Genomic DNA, 18,247 nt, shown 5'->3' with positions numbered 1-18,247 from the left:
GACATGTTCGTGAAATCTGAACCCTCGTCCGCGCTCTTCGCGGGACCGTTCGCCCTCGCCACCCTGTCGGCACAGGACGGGCCCGCGTTCCCCGCCCTCGTCACCCCGGACGGCCTGGTGACCGACCTGCGGAGTGCCCTCGCGGAACCGGCGCTGACGGTCCGGGGTCTCCTGGAGGACTGGTCGGCGCGCCTCCCCCGGCTGCCGGCGCTGGCCTCCGACGGCGCCGTGGAGCGCGCCGCGCTCGCGGACTTCCGTGTGCACGCGCCGGTCGAGCCGCGCCAGGTCTTCCAGTCGGGCGCGAACTACCGGCAGCACGTCATCGACCTGCACGTCGCGCACCGGGCTCCCGGCGACGAGCGGCCCGAGGACGAGCGCCGCGCCGAGGCGGCGGAGATCATGGACCGCCGGGCGGCCGAGGACCTGCCCTATGTGTTCATCGGCCTGCCGAGCGCGATCACCGGGCCGTACGACGACGTGGTGCTCCCCGCCTGGGCCGGGAAGCCCGACTGGGAGCTGGAGGTGGCCGCGGTCATCGGCCGGGCCGCGTACCGGGTCTCCGCAGAGGAGGCCCTGGATCACGTCGCCGGATACACGATCGCCAACGACCTCACCGACCGCGCCACCGTCTTCCGGCGGGACATGCCGCAGATCGGCACGGACTGGCTGCGCAGCAAGAACGCCCCGGGCTTCACCCCCCTCGGCCCCTGGATCGTGCCGGCCGGGTCCGTCGCCGATCCCGGGGACCTGCGTCTCGTGCTGAAGCTCAACGGCGAGACGATGCAGGACGAGTCCACCAAGGACATGATCTTCGACGTGGCCCGTGTGGTCGCGTACGCCTCGCAGTCCGCCCGGCTCCTGCCCGGCGACCTGGTCCTGACCGGCAGCCCGGCGGGCAACGGCATGCACTGGGGCCGGCTGCTGCGCGACGGTGACGTCATGGACGCGTCCGTCACGGGGCTCGGCGCCCAGCGCACCCGCTGTGTGGCGGAGGAGTCGTGACCGCCGTGGACCGCACCGACCCCGAGGGTTCGATCGCCGAGGCGGCCGGGGCGTACTCCAACTGGGGCCGCTGGGGCGAGGACGACGTGCTCGGCACCCTCAACTTCCTCGACGAGGCCAAGCGCCGCGAGGGGGCCGCGCTCATCCGGCGCGGCGTCAGCTTCTCCCTCTCCCAGAGCTTCGACATGAACGGCCCGCAGAAGGGCTGGCGCCGGCGCACCAACCCCGTGCACACGATGCTCGACACCGGCACGGACGCCGTCGTCACCGGGCAGGGCTTCCCGCACGGCCTCGGCGGAGCGGACGACGTCATCGCGATGCCCCTGCAGTGCTCCACGCAGTGGGACGGGCTCGGGCACATCTTCGACCACGGCAAGGCCTGGAACGGGCGCCCGGCGGAGAAGGTCGTCACCTCCGAGGGCGACCTGGTCACCGGTATCGAGCACATGGCGCCGCACGTGGCGGGCCGCGGGGTACTTCTGGACGTGGGCCGGGCCATCGGCGAGGACGGGGAGCTGGCCGACGGTTTCGCGATCACCGGGGAACACCTGACGGCCACGGCCGAGGCCCAGGGCGTGCGCGTCGGGCGTGGCGACATCGTGCTGGTGCGCACCGGGCAGCTGGCCAGGGTCCGCCGTGACGGCTGGGGTGAGTACGCGGGCGGTCCCGCGCCCGGTCTGTCCTTCACAGCGGCCGGCTGGCTGCACGGCACGGAGATCGCCGCGATCGCCACCGACACCTGGGGCTTCGAGGTCCGGCCCAACGAGTTCGAGCACGCCTTCCAGCCGCTGCACCAGGTCGCCATCCCCAACATGGGCCTGCTGATAGGCGAGATGTGGGATCCGGAGGCACTGGCCGAGGACTGCGCGGCGGACGGCGTGTACGACTTCTGGCTCACCGCCGCCCCTCTGCCGATCACCGGCGCGGTCGGCAGCCCCGTCAACCCGATCGCCGTCAAGTAACAAGTGGAACAAGGGAGTTCCCTCATGAACACACCACGTAAGGTCCTGGTGGTCGGCGGCGGCGCGGCCGGCAACGCCGTGACGGTCCTGCTGCGCCGCGCGGGCGTCACGGTGGACCTGGTCGAGGCCAGGGACGACTGGAACGCGACCGCCGGGTCCGGCATCACCCTCCAGGGCAACGCCCTGCGCGTGCTGCGCGAACTGGGCGTGTGGGAGCGGGTGCGGGAGTCGGGCTACGGCTTCGGCTCGGTGGGCATCACCGCCCCCGACGGGACGGTCCTGCACGCGCAGGACGACATCCGCAGCGGTGGCGACGACCTGCCGGCCACCGTCGGCATGCAGCGCCCCCAGCTCCAGCGGATCCTGATCGACGCCGTCCGGGAGAGCGGGGCCTCGGTCCGGCTGGGCACCCGCGCCACCTCGTTCGAGCAGGACACCGACGGCGTGACGGTCCGTTTCACCGACGGCACCGAGGGGTGCTACGACCTGGTGATCGCCGCCGACGGCCTCGGCTCCACCACCCGTGCCGCCATCGGCATCGAGGCCGCGCCGGAGCCGACCGGCATGGCCATCTGGCGCATCGCGGCGCCGCGCCCCGCCGGGGTCACCCGCACGGACCTCGCCTACGGCGGCCCGGCCTACATCGCCGGCTACTGCCCCACCAGCGAGACCACGCTCTACGCGTATGTCGTCGAGGCCAACCGCGACCGGGCGTCCATCCCCCCGGAGAAGTACGCCGACGAGATGCGCGGCCTGGCCTCCGCCTACGGCGGCTTCTGGCCGGAGATCACCGAGGCGATCCAGGATCCGGCGAAGGTCAACTACACCTGGTTCGACCGGATGCTGGTCGAGGGCTCCTGGCACCGCGGCCGGGTCGTGCTCATCGGCGACGCCGCGCACTGCTGCCCGCCCACGCTCGCGCAGGGCGCCGCGCTGTCCCTGGAGGACGCGCTCGTGCTGGCGCAGATGCTGACCGCGGCCGGGGAGTGGGACGACGCCCTGCTCCAGGCGTACTACGAGCGGCGTGTCGCGCGGGTCCGGCCGGTCGTCGAGGCGTCCGTGCAGATCGGGCAGTGGCAGCTGGACGGGGTGCGCGACGCCGATGTGCCCGGCCTGATGGGCCGCACCATGACCATGCTCCGGGAGCTGCCGTGACCGCGCCCACCATCGACGTACACGCCCATGTGCTGCTTCCCGGGGTGGAGGCGCTCGTGGCCGGGCTGCCCGGCCACGCCGGGGCCCGGGAGCTGGACGCCCGGCGCAACGGCCCCGACGCGCTCGCCGTCAGCGGCCCGATGGTCCGCGACCGCATCCCGCGGATGACCGACGTGGCCACGAGGCTCGCGGCGATGGACGCCCAGGGCGTGGACCTCCAGCTGGTCAGTCCTTCCCCCTCGCACTACCACTACTGGGCGGACCGGGGCGTCGCGGAGAAGCTCTGCCGGCTGGCCAACGAGGCGACCGCCGCCCACTGTTCCGGGGCGCCCGAACGGCTGCGGGGTCTCGGGCTCGTGCCCCTCCAGCATCCGGACCTGACGGTGCGCGCGCTCGACCACGCCCTGGGGCAGGGGCTGGAGGGCGTGGAGATCTCCAGCCACGCGCCGGGGCGTGAGCTCTCCGACCCGGCGTACGAGCCCTTCTGGACGCGGGCCGAGGAGGCCGGAGCGCTGGTCTTCCTGCACCCCTTCGGCTGCACGCTCGACGAGCGCCTCGACCGGTGGTACCTGTCCAACACCGTCGGCCAGCCCACCGAGAACGCCGTGGCGCTCTCGCACCTGATCTTCTCCGGGGTCCTGGACCGCCACCCCGGTCTGAAGCTGATCGCCGCGCACGGCGGGGGCTATCTGCCCACCCACATCGGCCGCTCCGACCACGCATGGTCGTCCCGCGCCGACGCGGGCGCCGGATGCGCGCACCCGCCCAGCAGCTACCTCGGGCGGCTGTACTTCGACTCCCTCGTCCACGACCCGGGGGTGCTGGACGCGCTGATCCGGGTCGCGGGGGCGGAACGGGTCCTGCTCGGCTCCGACTTCCCCTTCGACATGGGCTCCGAGGACCCGGTCGGCGCACTGCGCGCCGCCGGACTGTCCGGGACCGACTTCGACGCCGTACGCGGCGGCAACGCCGCCGCCCTGCTGCGACTCGCCTGACCTCAACGAGGAGGAACCACCATGAGCGCACGCCTGCTCACCCATCTGCGCCACGTCGACCTGGCGGTGCCGGACTACGACAAGCAGCTCGACTTCTACGGCGGGGTCTGGGGCCTGACCAAGGTCTCCGAGGACTCCGGGATCTCCTTCCTGGCCGCCGAGGGCTCCCCCGAGCAGTACGTCGTACGGCTGCGCGAGGCCGAGGAGAAGCGGCTCGACCTCGTCTCCTACGGCGCGGCGAACGCGGCCGACGTGGACACCCTCGCCGAACGGCTCCTGGCCGGCGGCGTGCAGCTGATCTCGCGGCCCGGCACGGTGGACACCCCGGGCGGCGGCTACGGCTTCCGCTTCTTCGACGTCGACGGCCGCACCATCGAGGTGTCCGCCGACGTCGAGGTGCGGCAGCACCGGAAGATCGAGGAGAAGGAGGCCATCCCGGTCAAGCTCTCCCACGTCGTCCTCAACTCCCCCGATCTCAACCGGACCCGCGCGTGGTACGAGCGCCACCTCGGATTCGCCCTCTCCGACACCCTCAGCTCGCCCCACATGGGCGAGGTGATGCACTTCATGCGGATCTCCAACCAGCACCACTCCATGGCCATCGCGCAGGGCCCGCACACCGCGCTGCACCACGTCTCGTTCGAGATGCGCGGGATCGACGAGTACATGCGGGGCTCCGGCCGGGTCATGCGGGCCGGGTTCCGCAAGATCTGGGGGCCCGGCAGGCACATGGCGGGCGACAACACCTTCACGTACTTCCTCGACCCGCACGGCAACACCGTCGAGTACACGACCGAGCTCGAGAACCTCGACGAGGACACCTGGCACCCGCACGTCTACGACTTCTCCCGGCCCGAGGTCACCGACCAGTGGGGCACGGCCAACGCGATGAACGAACTCGTCGCCAAGGAGTCCTTCAACGACCCCGACCGCGGTGTCTTCATCGCCCCTCCGGTCTGAGCCACCCCCGGCCCCGGGGGCGCGGCGGGTGCACTCCGCCGCCGCGTCCCCGTCCCCACCCACTCCCGTCAGGAGCCGCACACCATGCGTTTCGCCGCCTACGAACACCGGCAGCGCCGGCGCGTGGCCGTCGTGGAGGAGGACGGCACGCTCTTCCCCCTGCCCGGCGTCACCTCCCTCGCCGCACTGATCGCGGAGACCGACGGCCTGCCCGGGCTGCTCGCCGCGGGCGCGACGGCGCTCGACGTGCCGCCCGGCCCGCACGTCTCCCAGGTGCGGCTGCTGCCGCCCCTCCAGCCCACCTCCGTGCGGGACTTCGTCACCTTCGAGGAACATGTCGAAGGGGTACGCCGTGCCGTGGACGGCGTATCCGGGGTGCCCGAGCAGTGGTACGCGGCGCCGACCTTCTACTTCACCAACCCGCACGCGGTCTTCGGACACGACGATCCGGTGCCCGTGCCTCCCGGTTCGGCGGTGCTCGACTTCGAACTCGAGGTGGGCGCCGTCGTCGGCCGCGAGGGCCGCGACCTCACCCCCGAGCGGGCCCGCGACCACATCGTGGGCTACACCGTCTTCAACGACTGGTCCGCGCGCGACCTCCAGTCCGCGGAGATGAAGGTCGGCCTGGGCCCCTGCAAGGGCAAGGACACCGCGACCACCCTCGGCCCCTGGCTGGTCACCGCCGACGAGCTGGAGCCGTACCGGGACTCCGAGGGGCTGCTGCGCCTCGCGCTGACCGCCGAGGTCAACGGCGAGGTGATCGGCACGGACCTGCTGTCCAACATGAGCTGGACCTTCGAGGAGATGACCGCCTACGCCTCGCGCGGCACCCGTGTCGTGCCGGGTGACGTCCTCGGCTCCGGCACCTGCGGCAACGGCGGCTGCCTCGCCGAGCTCTGGGGCCTGCGCGGTGAGCAGAACCCTCCGCCGCTGAAGCCCGGCGACACGGTCTCGCTCACGGTCGAGGGCATCGGGACGCTCACCAACACGGTCGTCCCTGGCGTCGATCCGGTGCCGCTGCCCGCCGGCCGGCGACGCGGCAGGGAACGGCCGTGACCGGCTCCGGCCGGCTCCTCGGCAAGGTCGTCGTCGTGACCGGTGCGGCCCGCGGCCAGGGAGCCGCCGAGGCCCGCGCCCTGGCCCTGGAGGGTGCCCGGGTCGTCGCCACCGACGTGGAACCCGCTGAGGGCTGTCGGCGCCTCGACGTGACCAGCGGGAGGGACTGGGCCGAACTCGCCGCCGAACTGCGCGGGACGTACGGGCAGGTGCACGGGCTCGTCAACAACGCGGGCATCACCTGGCGGGCCAGGATCGGCGAGGTGCGCCCCGAGGACATGGCGCGCGTCCACGCGGTCAACGTCACCGGCCCGCTGCTCGGCATCCAGTATCTCGCCCCGCTGATGCCCCCGGGCAGCTGTGTCGTGAACGTCGGCTCGTCGGCAGCCCTCACCGCCCACTACCCGGTCGCCTACACGACCAGCAAGTGGGCGCTGAGGGGCCTTTCGAAGACCGCGGCGCTGGAGCTCGGCCCGCGCGGCATCAGGGTCAACACCATCCATCCCGGCTACATCGAGACCGAGATGACCGCGTCGGCCGCACCCGCCTTCCGGGAGGCCAACATCCGCGAGACACCGCTCGGACGCACCGGAACCGTCGACGAGATCACCCCGCTGGTCGCCTTCCTGCTGTCCGACGCGGCCTCGTTCATCACCGGCGCCGAGATCCCCGTGGACGGCGGCCTCACGGCACACGGAGGTGTCAAGTCGGTCTCCGACGCCCTGCGTGAGGGGTGATCAGGTGGACGCCTGGTTGCTGTCCTTCAGCGCGCCCCAGCCGTGCCAGCGCTCCACCTCGATCCGCGCGGTGACCCGTGCGCGGACCCGGTCCGGGTAGGGCCCGCCGGTGTAGTGCCGGGCGATGCGGTCGATGTCGGCCAGGCCCTCGTCCTCGTACAGCTCGGTCGCCCGGCCGACGAGGGTGACATGGGTGTACCAGTCGTCCTTGTCGAGGACGGTGAGGGTCACCCGGGGGTCCCGGCGCAGGTGCTTCAGGCGTACCCGGCCCTCGTCGAGGCTGATCAGCAGGTGGCCGTCCTCCCACACGTACCAGGTGGGCGTGGACACCGGGGTGCCGTCCGAGCGCAGCGTGGCCATGACGGCCGGGTTGGGCCGTCCCAGCAGGGTGACGGCTTCGGAGGGCAGCGGGGGCTTGGACATGGGCTCCTTCTCCTGGTCGTTCGTGGACGGACCGCCGGCGGATCGCGGCGGGAGGTCCTGTGCCGGGGGGCGCGCTGCGGGCCGCACGCGCGCCGTCCGGCGGCGCCTTCGACGCTATACCCCGGTGGCATCGGCAGCCCGGCGGGAGGGCCGGTCCGCTCCCGGGTCCACGGGAGCCGGGCGGTCAGAGCGTGCCGAGGAGACCGTCGAGCGGTGCGGGTACGCGGTCGGGGGTGAGCGCCTCGACGAGGACCCGGCCGTAGTGGATCTTGCGGCCCTTCTTCGTGCCGAGGAAGCGCCTCAGCTGCTGCCGCGAGGTGCGCCCTCGCTGTGCGGGCTGCTGGAGGAAGGTCTGGAGGGCGCGCAGATCGCCCTCCTCGCGGATGAGCTCCTCGACGCGGGTCACGCCCAGCGCGCGGATGAGCTCGTCCTCCAGATCCGCCGCGCAGACGAAGAACCCCTGCTGCGCCGCGCCGGCACGCTCCAGGCCGCGGGTGTAGAAGGGGCGCTCCGCCTCGTCGCAGAGTCCGGTGAGGCGAAGGGCCAGGCCGGGCGGTCCGAGGAGCTGGGTGAAGCGTCCGACGCTCATCGCGCCGCCCATCGCCAGGACACAGATCCCCTCGGCCTCCAGGTCCCGTCCGCGGCTCTCGGCCAGGGCCTCGACCGCGGCGGCGTCGCTGGGCCCTTCGAGCAGGACCACCGTGCGCACGGAGAGCCGCTCGGCCAGTTCACGCGCGGGTCCGGCGGGGCCGCCGGCCGCCCACGCGGTGACCGCGTCCCGGAATGCCCCCATGTCAGCCATGGGACGAGTCTGCACCCTGCCCCGCCCGCCCGGTATCGGTTTTCGCCGGGCGGGCGGGCGTGGGTCAGCCGATGGTCACCGTCCGCTGTGCGGTGACGGTCCCCGCCGAACGCGCGGTCGCGAAGGTGTACCGGCCGGGGAGAAGGGTCCAGCGGCCCGGCTGCCGTACGGCCAGGTCCATCGTGCCGATCGTGAGGGTGAGGCGCCGTGATGCCCCCGGCGCGAGGGTGACCTTGCGGAAGGCGGCCAGGCGGCGCGGCTCCGACGCGGCGGCGCCGGGCAGGGTCGCGTACACCTGGAGCACCTCGGTGCCCTCGCGGCGGCCCGTGTTGGTGACGGTGACCGTCACGTCGACGGTCCGGGTGGCGGGGTCGTGGACGGCTTCCACGGCTCCGTGGGCGAAGGTCGTGTAGGACAGCCCGTGGCCGAAGGCGAAGCGGGGCCGCTGCCCCTCGGCCTCGTAGTAGCGGTAGCCGATCGCGATGCCCTCCTCGTAGGAGACGGTGCCGCCGGTGCCGGGGTAGTTCGCGGCTCCGGTGCCCGGTCCCTGGGTCTCGTCGACGGGGAAGGTGACCGGGAGCCGGCCCGACGGGTCGCTGTCGCCGAAGAGGACGGCGGCGAGAGCGGTGCCCGTCGCGCGTCCCCCGTACCACGCCTGGATCACGGCCTCCACCTCGTCCAGCCACGGCATGGCGACCGGGCCGTCCGTGTTGAGCACGACGACGGTACGGGGGTTCACGGCGGCGACGGCGGAGATCAACCGGTCCTGGTCGCCGGGCAGCCGGAGCGTGCCGTGGTCCATGTCCTCGCCCGCGACCCGGTTCACGAGGACCACGGCGGCGTCGGCGGCGCGGGCCGCCTCCACCGCGGCGGGGATCGGGGAGTCGGGCTGCCAGCCGAGGGTCAGTCCGCTGGTGCCGCGGTCCGCCGTGGCGTTGGTGTAGGTCAGCTCGACGGTGACGGGGCGTCCCGCGGTCAGCGCGGTGGCGCCCTGGAGCGGGTAGTCGTACGGGCCGAGGAAGAAGCGGCGGCTGTGCCGGGTGCCGGAGACGACCACGGCGCCGTCGATCCTCAGTTCCGCGGTCCCGGCGGCAAGCAGCGAGAAGCGGTGCGGTCCGGTGGTGGTGGGCACGAGGGTGCCGGTCCAGTGCGCGGACCAGACGTCCGGCAGCCCTTCCACGGGCGCGGCGGCGAAGTCGACGGTGGCGTCCGTGCGGGTCGCCACCGGGGTGCCCGCGGCGTCGGCGCCCGCGTAGTAGGCGGCGGTCAGTCCGGCCGTACCGGTGGCGTCGCGGAGCACGGAGGAGGGGACCGGGGTGAGGGGCAGGTCTCCGCTGGTGCCCTGGGAGTGCGTGACCGCGACCTTGCTTCCGGCCCGGTCGCGGATCGCCTTCAGGGGGGTGGTCCAGTTCCCGGGGTCGACGTAGGTGGAGCCCGCCACACCCGTGACGGCGTCGGTGCCGGCGGGGCCGATCACGGCGAGGGACTTCAGCGTGGCAGGCAGCGGAAGCGCCGAGGCCCGGTTCACGAGCAGGACCGTCGAGGCGACGGCGATCTCGTGCGCGAGCTTCTGGTGCTCCGGGGTGCTGACGTCGTCGGCGGGGGCGGGCACGGGGTGCTCGAAGAGGCCGTTCGCGTACATCGTGACGAGGATGCGGCGGGCCGCGTCGTCCAGCCGTACGCCCGGTATCGCGCCGCCGGTGAGCGCTCCCGCCGGGAGCTTCACCCCGGCGGGACCGAGTCCGGCGAGGTCCATACCGGCCCGCGCGGCGGCGACCTGGTCGTCGCCCGCCCAGAAGTCCGGCACGGTGTATCCCCGGAGGCCGATGCTCTTCTTCACGTCGTCGAACAGGGCGGGGTGCTGGGCGGCGAACGTACCGTTGATCTTCGGGTACGCCATCATCACCGAGGTGGTGGGGGCGGCCGCGACCACGGTCCGGAAGGGCGCCTCGTAGACCTCGTGCAGGGCGCGTTCGGAGATCTCGGTGTCGGTGGACAGGCGGTTGGTCTCCTGGGTGTAGCCGGCGAAGTGCTTGACGGTGGCCACCACGTCCCGGCTCTGGATGCCGACGGTGACGGCCGCACCCAGCCGGCCGGCCAGCAGCGGGTCCTCCCCCATGCCCTCGGACTGGCGGCCGGAGTGCCAGGTCCTGCTGAGGTCGACGGTGGGGCCGAGGAGGTTGTTGAAGCCCTTGGCGCGGCCCTCCGTGCCGATGGCGCCGCCCATGCGGCGGACGAGGGCCTCGTCGAAGGTGGCCGCCTGGGCGACGGGGACGGGGAAGGCGGTGACGCCCTTCTCGCCCCGCAGCCCGGCCGAGGCGTCGGCCATGGTCAGCGCCGGGATGCCCAGATGGGCGACGGCGGCGAAGTCGCAGCGTACGAGGGCCTCCTTCTCGGCCGGTGTCATCCGGGCGAGAAGGGCGTCGGCCCGGGCCTGCGGGGCGGAGCCGGGCGCGGCCACCGCCCGGTCGCTCGTGGCGGGGGCCATGCCCACGGCCATGGCCGTGAAGGCGGAGGCAGAGAGGAACGTACGTCGGTTCACAGCGGCTCTCCGATGGACGGGCGGCTCACGACTCGGCCGCGCGGGGGAAGGGGGCCGACCGGGAGGTCAGGTTCCCGGCCGGCCCCTGCTCGACGGGCACGCACCCGGATGCGTCACGTGCACCCGGAGTGCGCTTTTCCCGGACGGGGAGAGCGATGGATCAGGCGGCTCTCCCCGCCAGTTCTGTGGTGTTCAGGACGTGGTCGCCCGCGTCCAGGGACACGGGCGCACAGCCGGGCAGTTCGGCGGTGGCCCGGCAGCCCTCGGGAACGGTGCAGCGGGCCGTCAGGCCGGCCGCGGTCGTCTCCCACGACAGGGAGGCGGTTCCGTAGGGCGTCTCGTGGCGGGTGCGGGCCCAGGTGATCCCGCCTCCGGGCCGGGGCCGGAAGACGATGTCCCGGTAGCCGGGCCCGGCGGCCGTGATGCCCCCGACGACGCGGTGCAGCCAGTCGGCGACGGCGCCCAGGGCGTAGTGGTTGAAGGAGGTCATGCCGCCCGGGTTGAGGCTGCCGTCGGGCCGGAGGCTGTCCCAGCGCTCCCAGATGGTGGTGGCGCCCTGGGTCACGGTGTAGAGCCAGGAGGGGCATTCGGTCTGGAGCAGCAGGCTGTAGGCGACGTCGAGGTGGCCGGTGTCGGTGAGCGCGTCGCAGATCAGCGGGGTCCCGACGAAGCCGGTGGCGATCCGGGACTTGTCCGCGAGGACGAGTTCGGCGAGCCGGTTCCCCGCCTTCTGCCGCTGCCGGGGGGTGAGCAGGCCGAAGGCGATTCCCACGGCGTAGGCGGTGGGGCTGTCACTGGTCATGCGCCCGGAGGGCAGGACGTATCGGCGGCGGAAGGCGTCGGCGACCTCGTCGGCCAGGGCGGCGTACCGTCCGGCTTCGGCGTCTTCCCCCAGCTCTTCGGCGATCAGGGACAGATGGCGGGCGGAGTGGGCGAAGTAGGCGGTGGCGACGAGATAGCGGTCGGTGATGCCCGCCGCCGGGTCCTCGGGCGGGGCCGCGGGGTCGAGCCAGTCGCCCAGCTGGAAGCCGGTGTCCCACAGGCGGCCCGGTCCCGCGAGGCGTTCCATCAGGTCGACCCATGCCTTGGCCATCGGGTGGTGCCGGCGCAGGAGTCCGACGTCACCGAAGCGCTGGTGGAGCGTCCAGGGGGTGAGCGTGGCGACGTCGCCCCAGGCGGCCCCCGGCTGGATCGGCGTCCACATCGGCTCGCCGGGGATGACGGGGACGTACCAGGGGACGGTGCCGTCGGGGAGCTGTTCCAGGCCGACGTCGGTGAGCCAGGAGTCGAGCATGCCCGCGCAGTCGTAGAGATAGCTCGCGGTGGGGGCGAAGACCTGGATGTCGCCGGTCCAGCCGAGGCGTTCGTCGCGCTGGGGGCAGTCGGTGGGGATGTCGACGAAGTTGCCGCGCATGCTCCAGACGACGTTCTCGTGGAGGCGGTTGACGAGCTCGTCGCTGCACTCGAACCAGCCGGTGCGGCGCATGTCGGTGTGGTGGACCCGGGCGGTCACGCTGTCCGGGGCCGGCTCGCCCGGCCATCCGGTGACTTCGGCGTAGCGGAAGCCGTGGAGGGTGAAGCGGGGTTCCCAAGTGAGCGGGGACCGCCCGGAGAGGATCAGGGTGTCGGTGGCGTACGCCTCGCGCAGGGGGCGGGTGGCGAGTTCGCCGTCCTGGAGCACCTCGGCGTGTCTGAGGGTGACGGTGGTGCCGGCCGGGCCGTCGACCGTGACGGCGAGGCGGCCGACGAGGTTCTGCCCGAAGTCGAGGATGTGGCGGCCGTCCGCGGTGCGGGTGACGGAGACGGGGGCGATCTCCTCGGTGCAGCGCACCGGCGGGCCCATCGGCGCGACGAGGGTCCCCGGGTCCCTGCTGCCGGTCCGTACGGGCGTCCAGTCACCGGATTCCGCACGGTGCGGTGCGGACCAGTCCGGGTCGTGCAGCCGGGCGTCGAACGTCTCGCCCTCGTACAGGCCGGAGGCGAGGATGGGGCCGGGTGCGGCGCTCCATGTCCCGTCCGTGGCCACGACGTCCGTGGTCCCGTCGGTGTAGGTGACCTCCAGCTGTGCGAACAGGGCCTGGTCGGTGCCGTAGATGTTGCGGGTGCCGCCGTCGAAGCCGTACGTGCCGCGGTACCAGCCGTCACCGAGCCATGCGCCGATGGTGTTGGGACCCTCGGTGAGGTGCGCGGTGACGTCGTGGGTGCGGTAGCGCAGCCGGTGCGGGTAGACCGTCCAGCCGGGGGCCAGGGTCTCGTCGCCGACCCGGCGGCCGTTGATCTCCGCCTCGTACAGACCGTGTGCCGAGACGTAGAGGCGGGCGCGCGCCGGGGTGCGGTCGAGCCGGAAGTCCTTGCGGACCAGGGCCGGCCGGCGCTCGGCCTCCGGGTCCTCGTCCCAGCCGGCCCCGACGGGGACGGCCTGCCAGTCGGCGGGGTCCAGGAGTCCCGCCTCGACATGGCCGGCCGCACTCCACGCCGACGGCTCGCGGGTCCCGGGCGACCAGACGCGGACGCGCACGGCGACGCGTTCGCGGGAGGTCAGCGGCTCGCCGGGCCAGGGCACCAGCACCTGGCCGGGTCCGTCGACGCGGCCGGTGCGGTGCACGGCGCCGGAGCGGACGAGTTCCAGTTCGTACGCCTCCTGGGACCCGGTGCCGGGGGGCAGCGTCCAGGACAGGCGTGGTGCGGGGACACCGATGCCGAGGCCGTCGGGCAGGTGCTCGAAGGTCACCGGGGCAGGCTGAAGGGACATCAGAGAGGAGAGGCCTTCCGTGGGGGTGCTGGTGTGTCGTGCGGAGCGGGGGCGTCAGCCCTTGACGGCTCCGCCGGTCAGGCCCTTCATGACCTTCTGGTTCAGGAACAGGTAGATCAGGAGCGTGCCGAAGACGTTGATGCAGATGGCCGCGAACAGCGGTCCGTACTGGGTGGCGCCGAAGTCACCGGTGAAGTTGAGCAGGCCGACCTGGATGGTGCGCAGGTCCTGGCTGTTGGTGAAGGTCAGCGCGATGAGCAGGTCGTTCCAGATGAAGAAGAACTGGACCAGTCCGACGGTGAGGACGGCGTTGCGGACCATGGGGACGCTGATCGACCAGAAGGCACGCAGAATGCCGGCGCCGTCGAGGGCCGCGGCCTCGAACATCTCGCGCGGCACGGTCTTGTAGTAGGTGGCCATCATGAAGACGGTCAGCGGGAGGCCGGTGCCGGTGTAGGTGAGGATCAGCGGCCACAGGGTGCCCGAGAGGCCGGTCCGGAAGTACACGGTGAACAGGGGCAGAAGGATCATCTGGGAGGGGACCATCATGCCCGCGAGGAAGATCAGCAGGGTCAGGCTGCGGCCCTTCCACACCATGATCTGCAGGGCGAATCCGGCCGCGGTGCCCAGCAGGAGGATCAGTGCGAGGGACGGGAGCACCGCCATCAGGCTGTTCTGGATGTAGAGGCCGATGTTGCCGGTGGTCCACGCCTCGGTGTAGTTGCCCCACTCCCAGGTCGTCGGCAGGCTCCAGGTGGAGCTGTTGAGGTAGTCGTCGTTCGACTTCAGTGAGGTCAGGAACATCCACAGCAGCGGGTAGATCTCGACGATCAGCAGCAGTGCGACGACGGCTCTGCCCCAGACGCCGCGGGGGAAGCGGCGCCGCCGCCCGGCCGGGTGTGCGGACCGTCCGGCCCCGGGGCCGGCGGAGGGGGTCTTCGTAGGCGTGTCGAGGGACATGGGTTCAGCCCTTCGTGAGGTCGCGCCGCGAGAGGCGGAAGACGACCAGGGTCACCAGCAGGCACACGACGGTGAGCAGCAGGGCGATGGTGCTGCCGTAGCCGTAGTCGCTGTAGGTGAACGACGTCTGGAACATGTAGAGGGTCAGGGGTGTGGTGCCGCTGCCCGGACCGCCGTTGGTCAGCGCGACGATGGAGTCGAAGACCTTGAGCGTTCCGTTGATGCTGAAGATCAGGGACGACATCAGGACGGGGAAGGACAGGGGCAGGACGACGTGGCGTACGAGCCGCAGGCCGGAGGCGCCGTCCAGGCGCGCGGACTCCAGGAGTTCGTCGGGGATGTCGACCAGTCCGGCGAAGAGCAGGACCGCGTAGAAGCCCATGGAGCGCCAGACGTCCATGATGACCAGCACCCAGAAGGCGCTGCCCGCACTCGCGAACCAGTCGACCGACTCGAAGCCGGCCATGTTCAGCAGGGAGTTGACGGGGCCGGTCTGCGGGGAGACCTGGAACAGCTTCTGGAAGAGCAGGCCGACGGCCACGGTGGGCAGGACGACGGGGAAGAAGGCCAGCGTGCGCACGAGCGCGGAGGCGCGCTTGAGGACGAAGACGTACAGCAGGGCGAGCAGGTAGCCCGCGATGACCTGACCGGCGGTCACGACGAGGGCGTACTTGAAGGTGAACCAGAGGGCGTCCCGGACGGCGTCGTCGGTGAACAGGCGCTGGAAGTTGTCCAGTCCGTTGCCGGTGAAACCGTCGATGGTGTTGCCCTTGGTGAAGGAGTACCCCAGCGACCAGACCATCGGGACCAGCATGATGAGGGAGTACACGAGCAGGGCGGGGCCTATGAGGATCAGGATGGCCCTGCGGTCACCGAGGACGCGGTGCATAGGTGGTGTCCACTTCGTCTGAGGGGGTGCGGAGGCGGGCGGGGGCGGACCGGCTCAGGAGCGGCGCAGCCGGTGCGCGGAGCGCTCCTGAGCCGTGGTGCCCGTCGCTCACTGGGCGGTCAGGGCGTCCTGCACGGTCTGCATGAACTTCTGCGGGGTCATGCTGCCGCTGACCAGGGACGCGGCGTTGGTCTGGCTGACCGTGGTGGCCTTGGTGCTGAAGAGAGCCTCGAACCACAGCACGTTCTGCTTCGACGCGCCGATGGTCTCCCTGACCTGCGTGGTCACCTCGTTGGCGTCCTCGACGTCACCGTTGACCTTGAAGCCGGAGATCACGCCCTGGTCCTTCAGAACGGTCGTGCCGTAGTTCTTCGCGATGCAGGCGGTCCAGTCGCCCGCCTTGGCGTCGAAGGACTTCCTCGCGAGGGTGATGCCCAGACCGACGTTGGAGGGGTACTGCTCGATCGTGCCCTTGCCTCCGGCCACCGCGGGGAAGGGCATGAAGCCGACGTTCTCCGCGCCGACCTTGTTCTGCCCGGCGTCGGAGATGTTGGCCAGCGCCCAGCTGCCCATGTAGAACATGGCGGCCTTGCCGTTGAGGAACTGGTTCATCGCCGTGTCGTAGTCGATGGCGCCGAGGCCCTTGCCGAAGTAGCCCTTCTTGCCCAGGTCCGCGATCTCCTCGGCGGCCTTGACGTACTCGGGGTCGGTCAGCGCGGCCTTGCCGTCGGCGACCTGCTTGAGTGCGTCCGGGCCGAGGCTGCGGTAGAGGTATCCGCTGATGAGACGTGTGAGGGGCCAGCCCTGCTGCCCGGAGGCGGAGAACGGCTGCACGCCCTTGCTCTCCAGCTTCGCGGAGGCGTCGGTCAGCTCGTCCCAGGTGGCGGGCTCGGAGATGCCGTTCTCGGCGAACAGCTTCTTGTTGTAGAAGATGCCCTCGATGTTGTACTCGTACGGGAGCACCGCCAGCTTGTCGTCGTAGAGTGCCTTGACCGTGGAGACGGCAGCCGGCTCGATCTGGTCCAGGACGCCGAGGCCCTTCAGTTCCTTCTCCAGGTCGGCGATCTTCCCGGACCCTTCGAGCTGGTTCGTGAGCGCGGGGGCGTTGCCCGCGGCGAACTGCACGGGGAGCGCGTCCTGTCCGGCAAGGAGCTGGAGCTTCTGGTCGAGGCTCGCCTGCGGGACCGTCTCGACCTTCAGCGGCAGCGCCTTGTTCTCGGTCGTGCAGGCGCCCTTGGAGAGGGTGGTGAGCGCGGTCTTGACCGTGGTGTTCTCGGTGACGCTCAGATAGCTGAAGTTCTTCGGCGCGGAGGCGGAGCCCGCTCCGCTGCCGCCGCAGGCGGTGGCGAGCAGTGCCAGCGAGGCCGTTCCCGCGGTGATCAGACTCAGGCGCACACGGGGCGAACGGGGCATACGAGGGGACACGGAAGACTCCCGAGAAGTATGGAGAGGAGGCGAGGGTGGAAGGCGGCGCCGAGGGCAACGAGTGGGCCCTGTCGCACATGGAGAGCGTGTGTAAAACGTTCTCTATCGAGATTGGGCAACACCCTGCACCGCTCTCCCGGCCCCGTCAAGACACAGAGACGTAACACCTGGGCAAGACGTCGAAACACTTGACGACACCCAGGGGCTTGGGTGTAGACCGTTATACTCACGACTACGAAATCCGGAGCGCTGACGATGGACCCGGCTGCGACCCCCCGACAGAACAAACGCGTGACCATCACCGATGTCGCTCGGCACGCCGGCGTGTCCACCGCCGCGGTCTCCAAGGTGATGCGCAATGCCTACGGCGTGAGTCCCGCCATGCAGGAGCGGGTGAAGGCGGCCATCGCCGAGCTCGGCTACCGCCCCCACGCGGCGGCCCGCGGCATGCGCGGCCGCACGTACACGATCGGCGTGCTCCTGGACAACGTGCGCAACGCGTTCTTCGCCGACATCCTCGACGGCATCCGGGACGAACTGCGCCGGAGCGAGTACACCGTGCTGATCGGCGCCGCCGGCTTCGCCCCGGACGAACAGGCCAGGACGATCCGGTCCATGGTGGACCGCCAGATGGACGGGCTGATCCTCATCGCGCCGGGGACCTCGCGGGAGGAGGTACTGGCCACGGCCGCGTCCACGCCGACCGTGGTCCTCGGCCACCACGACGGCTCCGACACGCACGACTCGGTGGTCGACGCCGACGACATCGGCGCCGGCCTGGTCGTCGACCACCTGGTCTCGCTCGGCCACCGCGACATCGCCCTGGTCTCGGCGCCCGGCACCAAGGCCAACCAGTGGAGGCGGACCCCCGAGATCGTGCTGACCGACGGCTATCTCGAGGCCATGGAACGGCACGGGCTCGCGGAGCACGCGCGCGTGCTGCACGCCGCGTACTCCGACGAGGGCGGCTTCAAGGCCGGCATGACCCTGCTGACCGCCGAGAACCCGCCGACCGCCGTCATGACGGGCGCGGACGTGGCGGCTCTGGGCATCTACCGCGCGGCCCACGAACTCGGGCTGCGCATCCCCGACGACCTCTCGCTCGTCGGCTACAACAACACCGCCCTCGCCGCCCTCGCCACCGTCCAGCTGACCAGCGTCGACCAGGCCGGGCACATGATGGGATCGACCGCCGCCCGCATGCTCATCGAGCGTGTGGAGGGCCGCAGGGACCGGGCCATGCAGACGACGATGACGCCCCGCCTGGTCACCCGGGGCAGCACCGCACAGCCGCAGGGCCGCTAGACCGCGGACCCGCTGCTCGCCCAGGACACGGCGGAAGGGGCCGGTCACGAGCACCGCCCCGTCGTGCTGCGGCCCGGACCGGTGGTTGCGCCGGTCCGGGCGGGCACAGCCGGCACGGTAGTACGGGAGGGCGGGCAGGCAGCAGACACGGCGACGATCCGGGGAGCGGTACGGAGGGGAAGGCCGCACGGCGGACGAGCCCGCCTGCCGGAGGTGTCCGTGCGTCGGTGGAGCTCGGCGCATCCGCGCACGGCGTGGCACGACTATGCGTCCTTTTGGACC

At 71.7% G+C, this 18,247-nt stretch carries 15 protein-coding genes; 8 read left to right on the top strand and 7 right to left on the bottom strand.

Going from position 1 to position 18,247, the window contains the following annotated elements:
* Window positions 1-3: 3 nt before the first annotated feature.
* From AMK10_RS30625 to AMK10_RS30595, 7 genes are all read left to right on the top strand, one after another.
* Window positions 4-1,002 carry a fumarylacetoacetate hydrolase family protein gene (locus tag AMK10_RS30625; protein WP_073751893.1) on the top strand — a complete coding sequence of 333 codons (999 nt, stop codon included), beginning with the start codon at window positions 4-6 and terminating at the stop codon, window positions 1,000-1,002.
* A 5-nt stretch (window positions 1,003-1,007) separates the two neighbouring features.
* Entirely contained in the window at window positions 1,008-1,964 is a 957-nt protein-coding gene (locus AMK10_RS30620; RefSeq protein WP_073752039.1) for a cyclase family protein, read from the top strand.
* Window positions 1,965-1,988: 24 nt separating this feature from the next.
* Window positions 1,989-3,119, top strand: coding sequence for an FAD-dependent oxidoreductase (locus AMK10_RS30615; protein WP_073751890.1), 1,131 nt, complete (start codon window positions 1,989-1,991; stop codon window positions 3,117-3,119).
* Window positions 3,116-4,114, top strand: coding sequence for an amidohydrolase family protein (locus AMK10_RS30610; protein ID WP_073751888.1), 999 nt, complete (start codon window positions 3,116-3,118; stop codon window positions 4,112-4,114). Before AMK10_RS30615 ends, AMK10_RS30610 begins: the two co-directional genes overlap by 4 nt.
* A 21-nt stretch (window positions 4,115-4,135) precedes the next feature.
* Complete coding sequence (locus AMK10_RS30605) at window positions 4,136-5,074, top strand: VOC family protein (RefSeq protein WP_073751885.1); 939 nt, start codon at window positions 4,136-4,138, stop codon at window positions 5,072-5,074.
* An 84-nt stretch (window positions 5,075-5,158) separates the two neighbouring features.
* A complete protein-coding gene (locus AMK10_RS30600) occupies window positions 5,159-6,130 on the top strand; it encodes a fumarylacetoacetate hydrolase family protein (RefSeq protein ID WP_073751883.1) in 972 nt (323 codons plus the stop codon).
* Window positions 6,127-6,867 carry an SDR family NAD(P)-dependent oxidoreductase gene (locus tag AMK10_RS30595; protein ID WP_073751881.1) on the top strand — a complete coding sequence of 247 codons (741 nt, stop codon included), beginning with the start codon at window positions 6,127-6,129 and terminating at the stop codon, window positions 6,865-6,867. The genes AMK10_RS30600 and AMK10_RS30595 overlap by 4 nt, the downstream gene beginning before the upstream one ends.
* Here the strand turns inward: AMK10_RS30595 and AMK10_RS30590 are convergent, their stop codons facing one another.
* The 7 genes from AMK10_RS30590 to AMK10_RS30560 all read right to left on the bottom strand — a co-directional run bounded on the left by AMK10_RS30590 (window position 6,868) and on the right by AMK10_RS30560 (window position 16,660).
* Window positions 6,868-7,290, bottom strand: coding sequence for a PPOX class F420-dependent oxidoreductase (locus AMK10_RS30590; protein WP_073751879.1), 423 nt, complete (start codon window positions 7,288-7,290; stop codon window positions 6,868-6,870).
* Between the two features lie 184 nt (window positions 7,291-7,474).
* Entirely contained in the window at window positions 7,475-8,092 is a 618-nt protein-coding gene (locus AMK10_RS30585) for a TOPRIM nucleotidyl transferase/hydrolase domain-containing protein (protein WP_073751877.1), read from the bottom strand.
* Window positions 8,093-8,156: 64 nt separating this feature from the next.
* Window positions 8,157-10,634, bottom strand: coding sequence for a beta-glucosidase family protein (locus tag AMK10_RS30580; protein WP_073751875.1), 2,478 nt, complete (start codon window positions 10,632-10,634; stop codon window positions 8,157-8,159).
* Window positions 10,635-10,794: 160 nt separating this feature from the next.
* On the bottom strand, window positions 10,795-13,365 hold the full coding sequence (locus tag AMK10_RS30575) for a family 78 glycoside hydrolase catalytic domain (protein WP_338014676.1): 2,571 nt from the start codon (window positions 13,363-13,365) through the stop codon (window positions 10,795-10,797).
* A 75-nt stretch (window positions 13,366-13,440) separates the two neighbouring features.
* Window positions 13,441-14,346: a carbohydrate ABC transporter permease gene (locus AMK10_RS30570; protein WP_073751871.1), complete on the bottom strand. Its 906-nt coding sequence runs from the start codon at window positions 14,344-14,346 to the stop codon at window positions 13,441-13,443.
* 4 nt (window positions 14,347-14,350) lie between these two features.
* On the bottom strand, window positions 14,351-15,235 hold the full coding sequence (locus tag AMK10_RS30565; protein WP_073751869.1) for a carbohydrate ABC transporter permease: 885 nt from the start codon (window positions 15,233-15,235) through the stop codon (window positions 14,351-14,353).
* Between the two features lie 108 nt (window positions 15,236-15,343).
* Entirely contained in the window at window positions 15,344-16,660 is a 1,317-nt protein-coding gene (locus tag AMK10_RS30560; RefSeq protein ID WP_241839715.1) for an ABC transporter substrate-binding protein, read from the bottom strand.
* 291 nt (window positions 16,661-16,951) lie between these two features.
* Here AMK10_RS30560 and AMK10_RS30555 point away from each other — a divergent pair, with 291 nt between their 5' ends.
* Entirely contained in the window at window positions 16,952-17,965 is a 1,014-nt protein-coding gene (locus AMK10_RS30555; RefSeq protein WP_073752037.1) for a LacI family DNA-binding transcriptional regulator, read from the top strand.
* The last annotated feature ends 282 nt before the right edge of the window (window positions 17,966-18,247 follow it).

It is taken from the genome of Streptomyces sp. CB02058 (assembly GCF_001905505.1).
Lineage (GTDB): Bacteria > Actinomycetota > Actinomycetes > Streptomycetales > Streptomycetaceae > Streptomyces.
Note: the sequence above shows the minus strand (reverse complement) of the source record. Positions and strands in the feature narration are given on the sequence as shown.

Excerpts from the sequence above, each read along its gene's own strand:
- AMK10_RS30585 (WP_073751877.1), bottom strand. The coding sequence starts at position 8,092 with ATGGCTGACATGGGGGCATTCCGGGACGCGGTCACCGCGTGGGCGGCC.
- AMK10_RS30600 (WP_073751883.1), top strand. The coding sequence starts at position 5,159 with ATGCGTTTCGCCGCCTACGAACACCGGCAGCGCCGGCGCGTGGCCGTC.
- AMK10_RS30570 (WP_073751871.1), bottom strand. The coding sequence starts at position 14,346 with ATGTCCCTCGACACGCCTACGAAGACCCCCTCCGCCGGCCCCGGGGCC.
- AMK10_RS30615 (WP_073751890.1), top strand. The coding sequence starts at position 1,989 with ATGAACACACCACGTAAGGTCCTGGTGGTCGGCGGCGGCGCGGCCGGC.
- AMK10_RS30605 (WP_073751885.1), top strand. The coding sequence starts at position 4,136 with ATGAGCGCACGCCTGCTCACCCATCTGCGCCACGTCGACCTGGCGGTG.
- AMK10_RS30565 (WP_073751869.1), bottom strand. The coding sequence starts at position 15,235 with ATGCACCGCGTCCTCGGTGACCGCAGGGCCATCCTGATCCTCATAGGC.
- AMK10_RS30625 (WP_073751893.1), top strand. The coding sequence starts at position 4 with ATGTTCGTGAAATCTGAACCCTCGTCCGCGCTCTTCGCGGGACCGTTC.
- AMK10_RS30590 (WP_073751879.1), bottom strand. The coding sequence starts at position 7,290 with ATGTCCAAGCCCCCGCTGCCCTCCGAAGCCGTCACCCTGCTGGGACGG.